The 16,820-nt window shown below is 58.2% G+C and carries 12 protein-coding genes and 3 pseudogenes; 8 read left to right on the forward strand and 7 right to left on the reverse strand.

All coding sequences use genetic code 11. The annotated features are described in order from the left end of the window. The 5 genes and pseudogenes from WCA85_RS28275 to WCA85_RS28295 form a co-directional block, all read left to right on the forward strand. Positions 1–422: pseudogene (locus WCA85_RS28275) on the forward strand (epoxide hydrolase); the annotation flags it as partial. Between the two features lie 183 nt (positions 423–605). After that, a pseudogene (locus WCA85_RS28280) lies at positions 606–722 on the forward strand (peroxiredoxin); the annotation flags it as partial. A gap of 71 nt (positions 723–793) precedes the next feature. Continuing rightward, entirely contained in the window at positions 794–1,066 is a 273-nt protein-coding gene (locus tag WCA85_RS28285) for a hypothetical protein (protein WP_424068173.1), read from the forward strand. Between the two features lie 412 nt (positions 1,067–1,478). After that, positions 1,479–2,768, forward strand: a pseudogene (locus WCA85_RS28290) (serine/threonine protein kinase); the annotation flags it as partial. 246 nt (positions 2,769–3,014) lie between these two features. Next, positions 3,015–6,893 (forward strand): trifunctional serine/threonine-protein kinase/ATP-binding protein/sensor histidine kinase, encoded by a 3,879-nt coding sequence (locus WCA85_RS28295; protein WP_424068246.1) that lies wholly within the window; start codon positions 3,015–3,017, stop codon positions 6,891–6,893. A gap of 97 nt (positions 6,894–6,990) precedes the next feature. Here the strand turns inward: WCA85_RS28295 and WCA85_RS28300 are convergent, their stop codons facing one another. From WCA85_RS28300 to WCA85_RS28325, 6 genes are all read right to left on the reverse strand, one after another. Then, positions 6,991–8,031, reverse strand: a complete 1,041-nt coding sequence (locus WCA85_RS28300; protein WP_424068174.1) for a LysR family transcriptional regulator — start codon at positions 8,029–8,031, stop codon at positions 6,991–6,993. A gap of 517 nt (positions 8,032–8,548) precedes the next feature. Continuing rightward, the gene (locus WCA85_RS28305) at positions 8,549–8,890 is read right to left on the reverse strand and encodes a response regulator transcription factor (protein ID WP_424068175.1); all 342 of its coding nucleotides are present in this window, start codon (positions 8,888–8,890) and stop codon (positions 8,549–8,551) included. A gap of 175 nt (positions 8,891–9,065) precedes the next feature. Further along, on the reverse strand, positions 9,066–9,725 hold the full coding sequence (locus WCA85_RS28310) for a response regulator transcription factor (protein WP_424068176.1): 660 nt from the start codon (positions 9,723–9,725) through the stop codon (positions 9,066–9,068). A gap of 159 nt (positions 9,726–9,884) precedes the next feature. Beyond that, entirely contained in the window at positions 9,885–10,283 is a 399-nt protein-coding gene (locus WCA85_RS28315) for a DUF3331 domain-containing protein (RefSeq protein ID WP_424068177.1), read from the reverse strand. An 11-nt stretch (positions 10,284–10,294) separates the two neighbouring features. Then, on the reverse strand, positions 10,295–11,335 hold the full coding sequence (locus WCA85_RS28320) for a TIGR03571 family LLM class oxidoreductase (RefSeq protein ID WP_424068178.1): 1,041 nt from the start codon (positions 11,333–11,335) through the stop codon (positions 10,295–10,297). Between the two features lie 184 nt (positions 11,336–11,519). Then, complete coding sequence (locus WCA85_RS28325) at positions 11,520–11,888, reverse strand: BON domain-containing protein (RefSeq protein WP_424068179.1); 369 nt, start codon at positions 11,886–11,888, stop codon at positions 11,520–11,522. A gap of 567 nt (positions 11,889–12,455) precedes the next feature. Here WCA85_RS28325 and WCA85_RS28330 point away from each other — a divergent pair. Further along, positions 12,456–13,289 (forward strand): enoyl-CoA hydratase/isomerase family protein, encoded by an 834-nt coding sequence (locus tag WCA85_RS28330; protein WP_424068180.1) that lies wholly within the window; start codon positions 12,456–12,458, stop codon positions 13,287–13,289. A gap of 81 nt (positions 13,290–13,370) precedes the next feature. On the opposite strand, the gene WCA85_RS28335 is transcribed toward WCA85_RS28330, so the two are convergent. Continuing rightward, on the reverse strand, positions 13,371–14,402 hold the full coding sequence (locus tag WCA85_RS28335; protein WP_424068181.1) for an alpha/beta fold hydrolase: 1,032 nt from the start codon (positions 14,400–14,402) through the stop codon (positions 13,371–13,373). A gap of 298 nt (positions 14,403–14,700) precedes the next feature. On the opposite strand from WCA85_RS28335, the gene WCA85_RS28340 reads away from it, so the two are divergent. Together WCA85_RS28340 and WCA85_RS28345 are read left to right on the forward strand one after the other, a co-directional pair. Beyond that, the gene (locus tag WCA85_RS28340) at positions 14,701–16,101 is read left to right on the forward strand and encodes an amidase family protein (protein ID WP_424068182.1); all 1,401 of its coding nucleotides are present in this window, start codon (positions 14,701–14,703) and stop codon (positions 16,099–16,101) included. 342 nt (positions 16,102–16,443) lie between these two features. Next, positions 16,444–16,815, forward strand: a complete 372-nt coding sequence (locus WCA85_RS28345; protein WP_424068183.1) for a response regulator transcription factor — start codon at positions 16,444–16,446, stop codon at positions 16,813–16,815. Positions 16,816–16,820 lie beyond the last annotated feature (5 nt).

The following is a 16,820-nucleotide window of genomic DNA, read 5'->3' on the forward strand; positions in this document are numbered from 1 at the left end:
AGACCTTGTACGGCATCGAAGATTCGCCGATCGGCCTCGCCGCCTGGATGCTCGACCACGACGCCGCCAGTCAGGCGATGATCGCACGCGTCTTTGATGGCCAGACTGAGGGTCTTTCGCGAGACGATGTTCTCGATAACGTCACGCTGTATTGGCTGACGAATACGGGCGTCTCGTCGGCCCGGCTGTATTGGGAAAACAAGCTCAACTTCTTTGCCCCGAAGCACCTCACTATTCCGGTTGCGGTCAGCGTGTTTCCAGACGAGATTTATGCCGCTCCGCAAAGCTGGACAGAGAAGGCGTATCCCAAGCTGATTCACTACAACCGCCTGCCCAAAGGCGGCCACTTTGCCGCCTGGGAACAGCCGCAGGAGTTCACCGACGAAGTCCGCGTCAGTTTCCGCACGCTGCGCTCAGCGTAAGAATACGGAGCGCTATTTCCATTTACATCGCATACGATTTTATCTTTCACGCTTTACATTTCAGATCATTTTACGAATCATGCATATTGTCCGATTTAATCGCATACGATTTACATACCGCTAGCTAAGTCTCCTCAAGGAATACGCATGATCAAGCTTGAAAAGGTTCTGTACACCGGCAAAAGTGTGCCGGGTGTCGAGCGGAGCGTCGTCCAGTCCCTGGTCGATACCGCGCACAAAACATGTCCGTACTCCAAAGCAATTCGCGGAAGCATCGACGTTTTAATCAACGTCATTTAAGCCGAAACCGCCGCGGCTTTCGCGCCGATTCGAACATCACCGTTAGTTTTCACATCCATTAGATATCCATCATGAACACCAAACTTATTTCTGCCCTGCTCGCCTCCGTTTTCGCCTTCGCTGCCGCTCCCGTGTTTGCCAGCGGCTACGGTTCCGCACCCTTCTATACCGCTTCAGCCGGTGCGCCTTCCTCGCAACGCGGTCAAAGCGAGCAGACGCTCACTGCAGAGCGCTCTGATACCAGCTATGCACAAAGCGCGTTCGGTGGCGTGGCTACGTTCAGTTCGCAATCGGGCAGCCGCACACCTGTTCTGCCGCGGAACAACCTGTTTGCACATCACTGATCTCCATCTTTTCGTTCGCAGACGGTCCACGTCAGACCGCTTGCGAACGAGCCGACTGAGGCTCGTGGACGACGTCGCTAATGTGGCGCCCCACGACGATAGCCGATACGCCGCGCATCCAAGAGTTCAAGCGTCAATGCTCTGACGAATCGAAAACCTGCCCCACCAAACCCACAATGTGGAACCGCACCGTAGCAAAACCCACCTTCACGCATTTTTCAAACAACTATTAGCAACTTAAAGAACAAGCGATAGCCACGGACCGGCGAAGTGTGGAAAACTAGCCGCGAACGAAGTTCGCAGCGGAACACGGAGGTTCAGCGTGGATCTCACCGGTTACGACCTGGAGCCGCTTAACGATGACGGCGACTTTTTGCTGTATCGTGCCCGGCAACCAGGCAATCCGGTTTCGGTGCTCGCACTTATCGGCGCGCGCCCTGATTCGCAAAACGTAAAGCGTCTCGAACATGAGTATGGTTTGGCCTCGTTGCTCGACTCCAGGTGGGCGGCTCGGCCTCTTGCACTCGATCGGAACAAAGTCCCTCCCATACTGATTCTCGACGACAGCGGCGAGCCCCTCAATCGCGCGCTCGCTGGTCCGCTTGAACTCACGCGCTTTTTGCTAATCGCCGTCAACCTTGCTGGCGCGATCCGCCAGGTCCATCAGTGCGGCATCGTCCACAAAGACATCAAGCCAGCGAACGTTCTCGTCGATGCAAGCGGCAACGTTCGTCTCACGGGTTTCGGCATCGCCTCACAACTGCCTCACGAACATCAGCCGCCCGCGCCGCCTGAAATCGTTGCCGGGACCTTCGCGTACATGGCGCCCGAACAGACGGGACGCATGAACCGTTCGATCGACGCGCGCAGCGATCTCTATTCGCTCGGCGTCACACTGTACGAGATGCTCACCGGGGAGTTGCCGTTCACGGCCTCGGACGCGATGGAATGGATTCATTGCCATATCGCCCGCAGGCCAACACCGCCAGGCGAGCGCGTCGCCGGTATTCCGGAGGCGGTCGAGGGTATCGTCATGAAGCTTCTCGCTAAAGCGGCTGAGGACCGTTACCAGACCGCAGCGGGCGTCGAGGCTGACCTCAGGTCGTGTCTCGCGGCATGGGAAGTGCACCACCGGATCGACCCGTTCCCGGCTGGTATGCACGACGCGTCCGACCGGTTGTTGATCCCCGAAAAACTGTACGGACGCGAGGCCCAGATCGATGCACTGGTTGCGGCGTTCGATCGAGTCGTGACCGGTGGCGGTGCCGAACTGGTGCTCATCGCAGGCTATCCGGGTATTGGCAAGTCTTCGGTCGTCAACGAGTTGCACAAGGTGCTGGTGCCGCCACGCGGCCTTTTCGCGTCCGGCAAGTTCGACCAGTACAAACGTGATATCCCTTATGTGCCGTTCGCACAGGCGTTCCAGTCGCTCGTACGCAACCTCCTGAGCAAGACCGACGCAGAGGTCGAGCCTTGGCGGTGCGCGCTTGTGGAGGCGCTCGGGCCCAACGGACAGGTGATGGTGAATCTGATCCCCGAGCTTGCGCTCATCATCGGCGAGCAGCCACCCGCACCGGTTCTCCCGCCGCAAGAAGCGCAAAACCGCTTCCAGATCGTGTTTCGCCGGTTTCTCAGCGTGTTCGCGCGGCCTGAGCATCCGCTCGCCCTGTTTATCGACGATCTGCAATGGGTCGATACGGCGACGCTCGACCTGCTCGCACACCTCGTCACGCATCCAGACGTGCGGCATGTTCTATTGGTCGGCGCCTATCGGGACAACGAAGTTGATGCGTCGCACCCGTTTGCGCGCACGCTCGAGTCGTTCAGCGAGGCCGAAGGGACGGTGCAACAAATCGCGCTTGCGCCGCTCACGCCGGATAGCGTCACGCAACTCGTGGCGGATTCGCTTCATTGCGACAGCGCGATGGCCCAGCCACTTGCGCAACTGGTGCATGAGAAAACGGGCGGCAACCCGTTCTTCACGATTCAGTTTTTGACGACACTTGCCGATGAAGACCTGCTCACATTCGACCAACGCGCAGAGATGTGGTGCTGGGATCTGCCGCGTATTCGCGCGAAGGGTTTCACCGAGAACGTCGCCGATCTGATGGCGGCGAAGCTGGGCCGCTTACCTTCTCTGACGCGCGACGCCTTGGGGCAGTTAGCGTGTCTCGGCAACGTCGCCGAAGTTATCGAGCTGTCATGGATTCAGGGCGGCTCTGAGGAGACGATGCACGCGAATTTGTGGGAGGCCGTACGTACGGGTCTCGTCTTTCGCGACTCCAACGCCTATGAATTTGCACATGATCGCGTGCAGGAAGCCGCTTACGCGCTTATCCCCGCCGACGAGCGCGCGGCCGCTCATCTGCGGATCGCCCACGCGCTGGTGTCGCGGACCCCGCCAGAAGCGCTGGAAGATGCCATCTTCGACGTCGTCAACCATCTGAATCGCGGCGCGGCGTTGATTGTGACTGACACGGAACGTGAGCAGGCCGTTGCATTGAACCTCCTTGCCGGCACACGCGCGATGAGTTCGACGGCGTATGCGGCCGCTCGCAGCTATCTGGCGCAGGGCGTAGCGCTGCTGTCGCCTGACGCGTGGACGCAGCGCTACGACAGCACCTTCGACCTTTATCTCGCGTTTTCGGAGTGCGAATATCTAGCCGGCGATTTCGCAAAAGCCGACGCGCTGGCCGACATGATGCTCGAGAAAGCACGTTCCAATCTCGATCGTGCGAGGGTCTTCAGCCTGCGCATAGAGTTGTATCAGCTCGCCGGACGATATGACGAGAGCTTCGCGGCCGCGCTGATTGCGCTCCGCGATTTCGGTATCACTTTTCCTGAGAACGAAAAGGACATCCAGGCAGCCGTCGACGAAGCACTGCGGGACGTTCGCGTCCATCGGGCCGGGCGTCCCATCCGCGAGCTGGCCGAGATACCGGTAGCGACGGATCCTGCAATACGTGCGATCGTCAATCTACTCCTTCAAGCGATGAACTGCGCCTTCGCCGCGCGGCCCGCGTTTTACCCGCTCATCACACTCAAGGCGGTCAATCTCTCGTTGCAGCATGGCAATACCGAGAATTCCAGTTTTGCTTACGGCAACTACGCGGTAATGCTGGTCTCGCTTATTGGCGATATCCCCAGCGCGGTGCAAGTTTCGGAAATGTCGCTGAAGCTGAACGAAAAGTTCGGCAATCGTCGCCTGAATGGCAAGCTGCTTCACCTGCACGGCGCCCATGTCAATTTCTGGCGCGGCCACATTGCCACCAATCTGCCGGTTCTCGAACGGGCGACCGCTGCGTGCATGGAAGTGGGCGACCTCGTTTTTGCAGGCAACGTCGCATTCAACGCGGTTTGGCAGACGATCGAGAAAGGGACCTCTCTCGAGGACGCGCAGACGGTAGCAGAAAAGTACGCCGCGCTCATGCGGGAGAGCCACAACGACGCGGTGTATGAGTTGATCCGGGTCGAGCGGCAGTTCGTCGTCAGTCTGCGGGGTAAGACGACCGAGACGTTGCAACTGAACGACGATTCATTTGATGAAGCGGCCTGCTTCGACGCCATCATCAAATCTAATTTCGGCTGTGCTATTGGCGTCTATCGCATCATCAAGGTCATACTTGCCTTCCTTGATGGCCGGTACGCCGACGCGCTAGAGGCTGCGGAACGAGCGGAGGCGGTCCTCAGTTCTGTCATGGCACTGGCAATCGAGCCGACCTATCACTTCATTCATGCGCTCACCCTGACTGCCCTCTATCCTCACGCGACCGCCCTTCAGCAGCATGCCTACAGGCGCACTCTTACGGCGAAACTCAAGAACTTCGCGCTTTGGGCTGAGCACGGTCCCGAGAACTATCGCAACCGTCATGAGCTGGTCTCAGCCGAGCTTGCGCGCCTGGAAGGCCGCGATCTTGACGCGATGCGCCTTTACGAGCAAGCGGTGCATTCGGCTCGCGAAAGCGGTTTTGCTCACATCGAAGGCATCGTCAATGAGCTTGCTGGCCGCTTCTATCTGGATCGCGGCTTCGAGACGAACGCTCAAGCGTATCTGCGCAACGCGCGTCAATGCTTTTCGATTTGGGGGGCCGACGGCAAGGTCGCGCAACTCGACGCCCAATATCCCCGCCTCGCCGTGCCGGAAGCGACCGCTCGCAGGACAACGCTTCGCTCCGACGTGCGGCAGTTCGACGCCGAGACGCTGTTGAAGGCTTCCCAGGCGCTGTCCAGCGAGATCGAACTGACCGGACTGATCGAGCACCTGATGAAGATAGCGCTACAGACGGCCGGCGCCGACCGGGGTCTGCTGATCATTCCGCAAGCGGACGGGTATCGCATCGAGGCCGAGGCACGTACCAACGGCGACGGAATCGTGTTGAGTCAAGGCCCCATCGCCCACTCCGCCGTGCCCGCAGCGATACTGCGCTATGTGATCCACACGCAAACGAGTGTCCTTATCGACGATGCATTAAGCCCCAACCCATTTTCTGAGGATGACTACCTGTCGAGCCGCGCAACCCGCTCGGTATTCTGCTTGCCTCTCGTCAGACAAGGCGTGCTTGGCGGGCTCCTTTACCTCGAGAATACCAGCGCTTCGCATGTTTTCACCGCGCGTCGCTCGGCAGTGCTTGACCTGCTGGCGTCCCAGGCGGCAATCTCACTGGAGAACACCCGCCTGTATGCCGATCTCCAGGAGCGCGAGGCCAAGGTTCGGCGCCTGGTCGATTCCAATATCATTGGGATCCACATTTATGATTTTAAAGGCCATATTAGCGAGGCCAACGACGCCTTTCTGCGCACGTTGGATTACAGCCGGGACGATCTTCTCTCAGGCCGTATCCGGTGGACGGAAATGACCCCGCCTGAGTGGCGCAGCCGCGATCAACTGGCGTTGGCGGAATTGCGTGCAACCCAAATCGCTCAGCCTTTTGAAAAGGAATACTACCGACGGGATGGCAGCCGTGTTCCCGTGCTGATCGGCGCGGCCGCGTTTGGGGATCGCAAGAATCAGGGCGTAGCCTTCGTGCTCGATCTGACCGATCAGAAACGGGCTCAGCAGGAAGCACGCGACAGCGAACGCCGATATCTCGACCTGCAAATGGTATTGGCGCACTCAAACCGGGTGGAGACGATGGGGCAGCTGTCAGCCTCTATTGCTCACGAAGTCAAGCAGCCCATTACCGCGATCTCTGCCTATGCGAGTGCTGCCTTGCGCTGGCTGGCGGCCCGACCGTCGAATCTGGATGAGGCGCGTCTGGCGCTCAACCGAATTGTTGCGGATAGCTCGCGCGCCAGCAATATCGTGGACCGGACTCGCGCCTTCTTCAAAAAAGAGCCTCAACGCAAAGATGGGCTCGACATCAACGCGCTGATTCTTGAGTTGATCCCATTCATGCGAGGCGAGGCAAGCAAGTACGATATTGACGTCGACGTCCAGTTCGTCGACGGACTGCCACAGATTCAGGGTGATCGGGTACAACTCCAGCAGGTGATGCTCAACCTGATGATCAATGCGATCGAAGCGATGAGCCTGATGGATGCCAGCGAACGAACGCTTTTGATCAAGACCAGCAGGTTGGAAGCCGACGAACTTCACATTGCCGTTGAGGACTCGGGACCTGGACTCGGCGTCGAGCACCTTGAAGGCGTGTTCGAGCTATTTTATACAACCAAGCCTGACGGTTTGGGGATGGGACTACCAATCTGCCGCTCGATTGTCGAGAGTCATGGCGGAAAAATGTGGGTGACAGCGAATTCGCCGAACGGCGCCATCTTTCAGTTCACTTTGCCGACGCACAGTGGCGCATCGCGCACCGGCATACGGTGAGGAGACTGCACCGCATGCCGGTCCGTGTGCCGCTCATTTTGCCATTCGAAGGTCACCCACGCAGCAACCCGCCGTTCAACTAGCCCCCGCGCCATTGCTACATGGTGGACGTCTGCCGGTCACCATGCCAGCGATGTAACTCGCTTGCCGCCTCGGCGCCGCAATTGGTCGCGAACGTGTAGTCTTCAATACGGTTCGTTCGCTGCAACAGCGATTTCGCTTCTATCATGCCGTGTCGCGCCGGTGACCTGAAAAATTCGATGCAGAAATCGACGAACGTCCTGAGCCGCGCCGGAAGTAGTTCGCGATGCGAATAGAAGAGACAAATTTCCACGTTGCCGTCTGAGGTCGTCCAGCGAGGCAGGATATGCGTGAGATAGCCCCCCTTTATGTCTTCGCGGACCATGGTTTCCGGCAATGCGGCGATGCCGGTCCCCGTTAGTGCCGCGGCCCGTAGCAATATTTCGTTACCGTCCATCGAGGACTTGGGAGATACGCTCACGCTTCTACCGTCCTCAAGCGTATCGACGAAATCCAGGCCGTTCTTCCTCGACTCCGGGTCGAGCAAGAGGAAGTGATTGGCAAGATCGGAGGCGTTTTGGGGCGTGCCATATTGCTCCAGATACCCCGGTGCCGCGACAAGAATGCGCGGTGACTTGCACAGTGTGCGACGAATCACGGCAGATTGCTCGACGAGATGGGGCGGAAGAATCGCCATGTCGCAGCGGCCGTCGTACAGATTTGCGGCCCCCTCCTGCACGGAAACAACCAGGCTCACATTGGGAGCAATCGCGTGATAGCCGCTCACCAATCGGGCAAAAACCTCGCTCATCAGCATCGGATGCACGATGAGCCTTAGCCTGCCGCTGTCGATTTCACGCTCTTGCGTCACGCGACGATTCGCTTCGTCGAGCTCTTCAAGCAAGCGGCAACAACTCAAATAATATGATTGGGCAGCCTCTGTCAAAGCGACGGATCTCGTTGTCCTTAGCAATACCCGCGTCTGAATGCACGCTTCGAGCTTGGCAATCGCTTTCGATATCGATCCGGTGGTGACATTCAGCGACTCCGCTGCCTTGCTGAAGCTTTGATACCTCGCGGCTGCGACGAATGCCCTCAACATGTAAAGCTGATCCATCTCGCACCTCACTCGCAATTCATAAAGATAATATCGAGCCGCGAAAACCGTCACAGATAACGACCTTCCAACAACTCGGACCCTTTCTGAAAACCGTTACCAATCCATGCGCGATAGTAAGCGCCGATCTTTTCTGCAAATACCCCCGGGGAAAACACAAGGCGACGACTGACCTACTGATCCGCTGCAGTGATACCCGCAATCACAAGGTATGCGATTGATCGGGCGCGGCCTTCGATGACTCCAGAGTGGAGTAGATATCTTTTAAGTGCTTAGGCCGACGGAGTAAGCATAACTGCGAACAGGGCCCGGCTCCATCGTCCGATATGATGCTAATCGTCGTGCCGTCGCATGTTTACTTAATACGTTCGGATGCCTCGCGCACCCTTCGGCTTGAGCGCGGCCGATCCGTTTGTGCGCAAGCCTGCATGCCGGACTAACACCCGGCATCAGGACTGCAATGGTCTGACAAAGAAGGGGGTAATTGACGGTCCGTCAGAGACAACGGTGGGGGATGCTATTTCCGCACGAGTTCGTCGATTCGCGCAAGCAGCCCGGCGTCGTCCAATGGTTTGGAGAAGAACCCTGCGGCGCCGCTCGCATGCGATCGCTCAACAAGATCCTGGTTGGCATAAGCGCTGATGAAAATGACGGGAATGGGCCGCTTCCACTGCTTGATAGCGTCGAGCAAAACGAAGCCGTTCATGCTCGGCATCTCCATGTCGGCAATAACTAGGCCCAGTTTCCCCCGCTTCGGATCATTCAGTAAATCGCCGGCCGTCGCGTAGCTGATAGCCTGCCAGTTCGCAGAACGTAAAAGACTGCTCGTGGCCAACCGAACGGATTCGTCGTCGTCCACGACCCCGATGACTACCGAAGAGCGCCTTAATCTCATTTCGAGTCCAGAGGTCGTCTACCGAGTGACGCTGGGACGGCAAATCCTCAGGACAAACTAACCGGGCACGATCGCGCCGGCAATAAGACCTTCGCATGATATTAGTACCGGTACGTATTAGGAGGGGCAGACCGCAGCGCTACTCGGCGCCGTCCCGCTCTGGCGCGACCTGCTGCAGCTTCCTGACGACATCCGGGACCGAGTTGGCGTCCAGCTTGTGCATTGCCTGGGCCCGATGAATTTTGACCGTCACCTCGCTTAGACATAAGCGGTCGGCAATCTGTTTGTTCATCAACCCGTCTGCGACTAACCAGATAACCTCTCGCTCGCGAGGTGTTAGCGAATTGTAGGCTTGACGGACCGTTGCGACGAGTCGCTCCCGCTGCCTGAGATTCCTGTCGCTTTTCAGGGCCGCTGTGATGGTGTCCAGCAGATCCTGCTCTTTGAACGGCTTCATCAGAAAATCAAACGCGCCGGCCTTCATCGCCTTCACCGACATCTCGACGTCGCCGTGCCCGGTGAGAAATATGATCGGCAGACGGATCCGGTCCTTGAAAGCGTTCTGCTGCAAGGTCAGGCCGCTTGCGCCCCGCAGCCGAACGTCGAGGATCATGCAACTCGGCACGTCTGGCATCTCGGCGTCGAGAAAACTATCGGCCGAATCAAAAGCCCGCACCGCAATTCCAACCGATCGAAGCAGCGTCACCAACGCATTTCGGACCGATTCGTCGTCATCGATCACATAGACAAGCGACTCCGGCAGCGACTGGCCATGTGTTCCCATGTCGTCCTTTTTCATCGTCGAGTCTTCGGGAAAATCGGTTACCGTAATCTATCAGCGATCCTTCACTTATAGTAGGCGGATTCACGTTTAATTTTCAATCCTGTTGGCGCACAAGAAGTAGCCGGCGCGCCCGTCGGCGAGCAGCACACAACTCGCCAGGCGTGCCCACAGTGCCTAATACGCCTCGATCACAGACGCAAGAATCATCGCGCCCGCATTAACCGGTACAGGCTTCGTACGTCGCGGACGAAAGACCCGATCCCCTCGCCTGATCTGCGCTCCACTCATTGCGCATGTCCCGGCAACAGCTGCCCTTGCGGAGCGCCAGATCTGCTCGCCGTAATAGCATCGCGTCGAGTCTCGCCATGCAATCATCACGGTAGACGAGGTGGTCCGTTCAATCAGCGTGACCACCAGATGAGGCGAGCTGCTGACGCTGAGAGGCTTTTCGTAGTACGGAGATAGCGCGCGTCTTACCAGCGTGCTCCTCTCATCGGTGACATCCATGGCAGGCGATGCGGGCAACAGCTGTCGTATCGTCTGCATCCACGGATCGATTACGCTAATACGCATGGTGTTGATCCTCAAGGGAGGCCGGAGACAAACTCCTGGTTGGCAGAAAACGCCGGCAAAACTATGCTGCCCAGTTCGGCGAGAATTTCGGAGTACGGACGCGGCGTGACTTTCGGGTTCAACGCAACATGGCTCACGCCGGCATCTCTCGCCCGCTCAAGAAAATCTCGCAACGCCAGACTGCCAATTGCAAATCCCCCTCTGATCCGCTTGAATGGATATCGAGGATTGGGATGAAGATAAAGAAATCCACCAAAAGCGAGTGGTTTGAAGTGCTCACCACTCGACGTATGCGGAATCAGTGCTTTCCAACTCTCCCCAAAGCTCTTCAACTCCTCTGGGTTTGGCACGAACCCGAGATAGCCATCCATGTTTTCGGCTATCCACTGCAGACTCTGCTGGGACCGGCCAACCGCGATGGCCGGTGTGCGGCCGTACGGTGGCTTCGGCAACATATCCAGCGAGCCAGAGGACTGGCCGAAGCGGGACGAACTGAAGCGGGGAAACGAGCGCTCGCTGACCTTCCGGTAAAGGCTGAACACCTCTCTAAAGCGCTCGCCGCGGGTTTCAAAATCAATTCCGAAGGCCGGATACTCAGACGCGCGGTCGCCCGAGGACATCCCCACAACCAGCCGCCCGTCCGTCAACTGGTCAAGCGAGTTGAGCTGCTTTGCAACCAGCACCGGGTCACGCATCGGCAGAACAATCCCTGCCGTCCCAAGGGTAATGTTGCTTGTGCCCGCGGCCAGATGCGCGATGTAGATCAGCGGCTCGAAGATCTGGCCGACGTCGCCATACGCCGGGTCATAAAAAGGAATGTCCCGCGCCCACAAGGCGGCGACGCCAATATCTTCTGCGAGCCGTGCCATTTCGACATGATCTTTCATGGTCGGCTGCGGCGAATGTGGATGCGTTTCCAGCGGCAAGATAAGACCGACCGTTAGTTCGCCTTCCCGAAACACCCGCTTGTAGCCGGGGTGTGAGTCAAAACAAACGGCACTACTGAGCTTATCGACGTAATCGTGATCGGCGACGGGTATCGACATGTCCATGGCATCTCCTTGGGGCTTTGAATCAGGGTACGAAATTTTCAGCCCGGGAAAAATGCTGTCGCGCTAATAACAGTTGATACTGCGGGTCAAGAGTGGGATCGCGGCAGAGACGGCGTACTGCGTACTCGCGCCGTCCCCGGCCGTCATTTAGTCAACGCACCTCGGTCAACCTGATCGGGAAGAGTTACTGTCCCTCTTCCCTAACGGTCAGATCATTCTTTACCGAGGTGACTCCCGGCACACCCTTCGCCACCTGGCCGGCCTTATCAATTAGCGCCGGATCGAGGACGGAACCTTCCAGCGTTACGTGACCACCTTTTGCAACCGCGTTGATTCCAGTGGTAGAAACGTCGGCCTTCGAGAGTGCGTCCAGAACCTTCCTGCCCAGCACCCGATTGGCCTTTCTCGCGGACTTCGAACTTCCATGGCTCGTCGGCGCCGCGCTGGATTGCGCCGGTGCCGCGCCAGTATCGCTAGCCTGCGCCCACGCACTGATCGATATCGCGGCGACCAATGCACCGCCCATCAGTTTGAATGTCTTGATTACCTTCATTTTCTCGCTCCGGTTGGGCCACGACAAATCGCCGTATAGATCGCGGCTCCAAAGCTACGGCGCTACCCGATCCCGCACAGGTCACTCCGCACGCCAAGGGTCCGCGTCGAATCTTCAGTACATAGGCAAACAACTATCGCTTGCTGATTTGACAGTGGCATTAAAAAAAACTCAAGGGCGTCCATGACATGCTGCCCGGTTCCGTGATGGTTGCGTCGCGAATCGCAACGCGCGAATCCGATCAACGAAGTCCACACTGTGGGCGCGATGCAGGCGCATGTCGGGTGGCACTTGCTGAAAATGCCCGTCAAGCACGCATGCTAACTCTAGATTCACGAATGGGGCACACAAATACCTGCTCCGTCAAAACAGTTATGCGTGACACGCCACAGCCCCTCCCGATGGAATAGGTGCTTTTCCTGCCGGAAACTCGGCAAACGGGATTGCGTTTCGTATCCTAGAGTCCCCGTGAGCTGATTGCGGACCTTCGCAGGCATTCCTGTTTGACGGGATCGCGGCAAGATCGCCACGCTCACATTCGCTTAGGTATACGAACCAGGAGTGGCAATGGAAACAGATATCCAGCACAAGCAGATTCGCATTGAGCGCCGCTCACGTAGCTACTGGAAAGTGCTGCTCGATAACCCACCCTTCAATATCTTTGGCCCTGCCACGATCCCGGATCTAAGCGATGTGATTGTCGAGCTCGAAACAGATCCCGAAGTGAAAGTCGCGGTATTCGAGAGCACGGTACCGGGCTTCTTCCTTAACCATTACGACTTCACACGCCCCCTTGAAGAGTCCACCCGTCTGGCGCCCGGTCCAACGGGCATGCATCCGTTGCCCGACTTGCTGGCGCGCCTTTCCCGCGCGCCGGTGGTGTCGATCTCTTCAATACGGGGACGTACAACAGGAGTCGGCAGCGAACTCGCGCTTGCAACCGACATGCGCTTCGCCAGCCGGGAAAACGCGTTCTTGTCGCAATTCGAAGTGGGAGCGGGTTTTGTCCCAGGCGGCGGCCCGATGGCAAGACTGTCTCGTCTCATTGGGCGCGGTCGCACGCTAGAAGTCGTGCTCAGCGCCGCTGACATCAATGGTGAATTAGCGGAGCTGTACGGCTATGTGAATCGTTCTTTTCCGGACTCCGAACTGGACGGTTTCGTCGACGCACTCGCGTCGCGCATTGCAACCTTCGACAAATCGGTCATTAGCAACGTCAAGCGCCTGGTCAATCACGCGACCCTACCCAGCGACCCAGATATCAATGCCGAATGGACAGCGTTTATCGGTTCGGTGCAGCAACCGGAAGCGCAGCGGCGCATTACAAAACTCATGGAGATGGGGCTACAGACTTCGCCCGATGTCGAGCAACGACTCAATCAGATAACCGGAACCCTTTGAACCCGATCGGGTTGTCGAGTCACGCGCGAAGGCGTTCGTTTCGAACGCCCTCATTCTTGAGCATTGCACGCTGTTACGTCTCTAGAGCCGAACGACGTCAAGCATTGCATCGGCAAATGCCTTCGGTGCCTCTTGCGGCAGGTTGTGGCCGATCCCACCGTCGATATTCCGGTGCTGATACTTGCCGGTGAACTTCTTCGCGTACGCTGACGGCGGCGGATGCGGAGCGCCGTTCGCGTCGCCTTCCATCGTGATGGTGGGTACCGAGATGTTCGGCGAGGTAGCCAGACGCGCTTCTAACGCATCGTATTGCGGCTCGCCCTGAGCCAGTCCCAGACGCCAGCGGTAGTTATGAATCACCACCGCGACGTAATCCGGATTGTCGAACGACTCGGCCGTACGCTCGAAAGTGGCGTCGTCGAAATTCCACTTGGGCGATGCCAATTGCCAGATCAGCTTGTTGAAGTCGTGACGGTTTGCGTCGTAACCCGCATAGCCGCGCTCCGTGGCGAAATAGAACTGATACCACCAGGCCAGTTCCGCCTTCGGCGGCAGCGGCTTTTTGTTGGCCTCTTGACTGCCGATCAGATAGCCACTTACCGACACCATTCCCTTGCAACGTTCCGGCCACAGCGCGGCAATGATATTGACCGTGCGTGCGCCCCAATCGAAACCGCCGAAGGTTGCTTTCTCGATCTTCAATGCATCCATCAGCGCAATGATGTCCACCGCCACGACCGCCTGCTGCCCGTTGCGCGGCGTATCTGCCGACAGGAAGCGCGTTGGACCGTAACCGCGCAAATATGGCACGATCACTCTGTAGCCGGCCTTGGCGAGTAAGGGCGTGACTTCAGCGAAACTATAGATATCGTACGGCCAGCCGTGCAGCAGGATCACGACCGGTCCGTTCTGCGGACCCGCTTCCGCGTAACCGACACTCAGCGTCCCCGCGTTGATATGACGAAGGTTGTCGAACGATGGGGTTTTCATCGCACCCGTCGTTACGACCGACTGCGCATGGACGAGCCCGCTCAGGCCCAACTCCAGCAGGCTGACACCCGCAATGGTGGTCCCCAGCAGACGGCGGCGTCGAATGTTGATGCGGTCCGGCATGGTCGATTCTCCTCAAAGATGGTTCACGTGTCTGGTATGCAAGGTCAACAGCATAAGCAGCTCCCAACCGCACCACCTCTCACACCCGTGCGACAGCGGGAATGAATGCTTTATAGCCCACTACGCACGACCCGTTGTATCGCAATGTATCCAGACTGTTTCCCGACACGAAACATTGCACTTGCGCTATCTTCGCGACACATGCCGGATACGTTCTCAGGTTCAAATACATCAACGCCGGATGCTGCCGGCAAGCAATCGCGACTGTGATGAAACCCTACTTGAACAAGGAGACACCGTGACTGAACTTTGGCGTTTGTCCGCAACCGAACTCGCTCAACGCATCCGGACTCGGGAGGTCTCAGCTCGGGAAGCCGCTGAGTCCGCGCTCCAAAGGCTCGATGCTGTCAACCCGCAGATCAACGCAGTGGTTGCACATCGACCCGATTGGGTCCGCACACAAGCTGACGAAGTGGATCAGGCCATTGCGCGCGGCGAAGATCCAGGCCCGCTGGCAGGTGTCCCCGTAACGGTCAAGATCAATACAGATGAAGCGGGATTCGCCACAACAAACGGCACCCGGCTACAAGAAAACCTGATCGCTCAGGTCAATAGCCCGGCTGTCGATAACCTCAGGCGAGCCGGTGCCGTGTTGCTTGGCCGCAGCAACTCGCCAACGTTCGCGTTGCGCTGGTTCACCAGCAACCTGGTCCACGGAGCGACCCGCAACCCGCGCGATCCGTCACTTACGCCGGGGGGATCCAGCGGAGGCGGCGCCGCAGCCGTTGCAGCAGGTATCGGGCACCTTGCGCTTGGCACGGATATAGGCGGTTCAATCCGTTACCCAGCGTATGCATGCGGCATACATGGATTGCGCCCCTCCTTTGGGCGCGTTCCCGCGTTCAACGCATCCTCGCCGGAACGTCCGATCGGCGCGCAGCTGATGTCGTCTACCGGTCCGATGGCGCGTACCGTTGAGGATCTCCGCGTCGCACTGATGGCCATGTCGGCACGCGATCTACGCGATCCCTGGTGGGCGCCGGCGCCGCTCGATGGTCCGCAAGCGCCCCTTCACGCTGCGATTTGCCTGCGTCCAGGTGGACTGCAAATCAAACCGGAGATCGAAGCCGCCCTCCTCGACGCGGGACGCCGGCTTGCCAACGCGGGATGGAAAGTAGAAGAGATCGAAGACACGCCGTTGATACGCGAGGCCGCCGAAGTTCAGGAGCGCCTCTGGCTAGGCGATGGTTTCGCGGCGCTGACTGAGGCGGTCGCCCGTGACGGCGATCCGGGGGCAAGTGCAGTTGTCGCTGCGGTCAGGGCCAAAGTGGCGACGCTGCCAGCCGACGTCATCAGCCAATCTCTGGTCCGACGCACCACCTTGACCCGCCAATGGCGTCTGTTTCTCACGAAGTATCCGGTGCTGTTGCTGCCGGTTTCCGCCGAATTGCCCTTCCCTGATGGACTCGACATCGAGGGTGAGGAGGGCTTTCGCCGTGTGTGGGAAGCGCAACTCACCCTGCGCGCGCTGCCGGCAATGGGTCTGCCGGGGCTGACCGTGTCCACTGGTATGGTCGGATCGGTGCCGGTCGGCGTACAGATCGTCGCGAATCACTTTCGGGAGGATTTGTGCTTGCTCGCAGGCAAAGCGATCGAGGCGCGCGGCACACCGATTTCTCCCATTGACCCGATTTTGTAGCGGAAGCTTTCTGTATCGAAGTGGTTAAGCGAGGCGCCGCACGGTCGGAGCGGACTGCGGCGCACTCTGCGTCCGACCTGTTCAGAAAGACGCGTCAGAAAAAACCAACAGGTTGCAGAAAAGCTTGGGATAGCGAAATTTGCCTGAAACACGTCCAAACGCCTTTAGCTAGCGAAAAAAGGCGGTCCGGGCACACCGTCTGCTAAGAGATCCCTGCAGCCTATCCACATGCAGCCACATCAACACGAATGTATGATTGCGCTGGAATTGCCAGCCGTGTAGGTTCAGATTACGGTCAACACATCGCGGACAGACCATTTCAGTGGCGACCTTTCGCATAAGATGAATACTTCCTTGCCTGCAACTCTAGCGGTTGTGGACGATGACGAGTCGGTCAGAGTGGCGGCAGCCAGCTTGCTGAGATCATGCGGTTGGGCTGTGCGTACGTATGCTTGCGGCAACGATCTGCTCTCCGAACTCGGCCAGGCGAACTTCCGCCTGGTCATCGCAGACCTGCAAATGCCGGAAATGGACGGTTTTACGCTTCTGGACCGCCTTACCGGGCATGCTGGGTGGATTCCGGTAATCTTCATTACAGCGCACGCAACGCCCGACATCGTTGCCAGAGTAGCGGGTACACGGGCCGTTGATTTCTTTCCCAAACCACTGGACGACACCAGATTGCTGGCACGGGTATCCGAAATAGTTCAATAAGTCGG

Source organism: Paraburkholderia sp. (assembly GCF_049581445.1).
Taxonomy (GTDB): domain Bacteria; phylum Pseudomonadota; class Gammaproteobacteria; order Burkholderiales; family Burkholderiaceae; genus Paraburkholderia.

Bases quoted from the DNA above. Each gene is read 5' to 3' on its own strand.
- WCA85_RS28335 (WP_424068181.1), bottom strand. From the start codon at position 14,402: ATGCCGGACCGCATCAACATTCGACGCCGCCGTCTGCTGGGGACCACC.
- WCA85_RS28315 (WP_424068177.1), bottom strand. From the start codon at position 10,283: ATGCGTATTAGCGTAATCGATCCGTGGATGCAGACGATACGACAGCTG.
- WCA85_RS28325 (WP_424068179.1), bottom strand. From the start codon at position 11,888: ATGAAGGTAATCAAGACATTCAAACTGATGGGCGGTGCATTGGTCGCC.
- WCA85_RS28310 (WP_424068176.1), bottom strand. From the start codon at position 9,725: ATGAAAAAGGACGACATGGGAACACATGGCCAGTCGCTGCCGGAGTCG.
- WCA85_RS28300 (WP_424068174.1), bottom strand. From the start codon at position 8,031: ATGGATCAGCTTTACATGTTGAGGGCATTCGTCGCAGCCGCGAGGTAT.
- WCA85_RS28345 (WP_424068183.1), top strand. From the start codon at position 16,444: ATGAATACTTCCTTGCCTGCAACTCTAGCGGTTGTGGACGATGACGAG.
- WCA85_RS28330 (WP_424068180.1), top strand. From the start codon at position 12,456: ATGGAAACAGATATCCAGCACAAGCAGATTCGCATTGAGCGCCGCTCA.
- WCA85_RS28285 (WP_424068173.1), top strand. From the start codon at position 794: ATGAACACCAAACTTATTTCTGCCCTGCTCGCCTCCGTTTTCGCCTTC.
- WCA85_RS28320 (WP_424068178.1), bottom strand. From the start codon at position 11,335: ATGGACATGTCGATACCCGTCGCCGATCACGATTACGTCGATAAGCTC.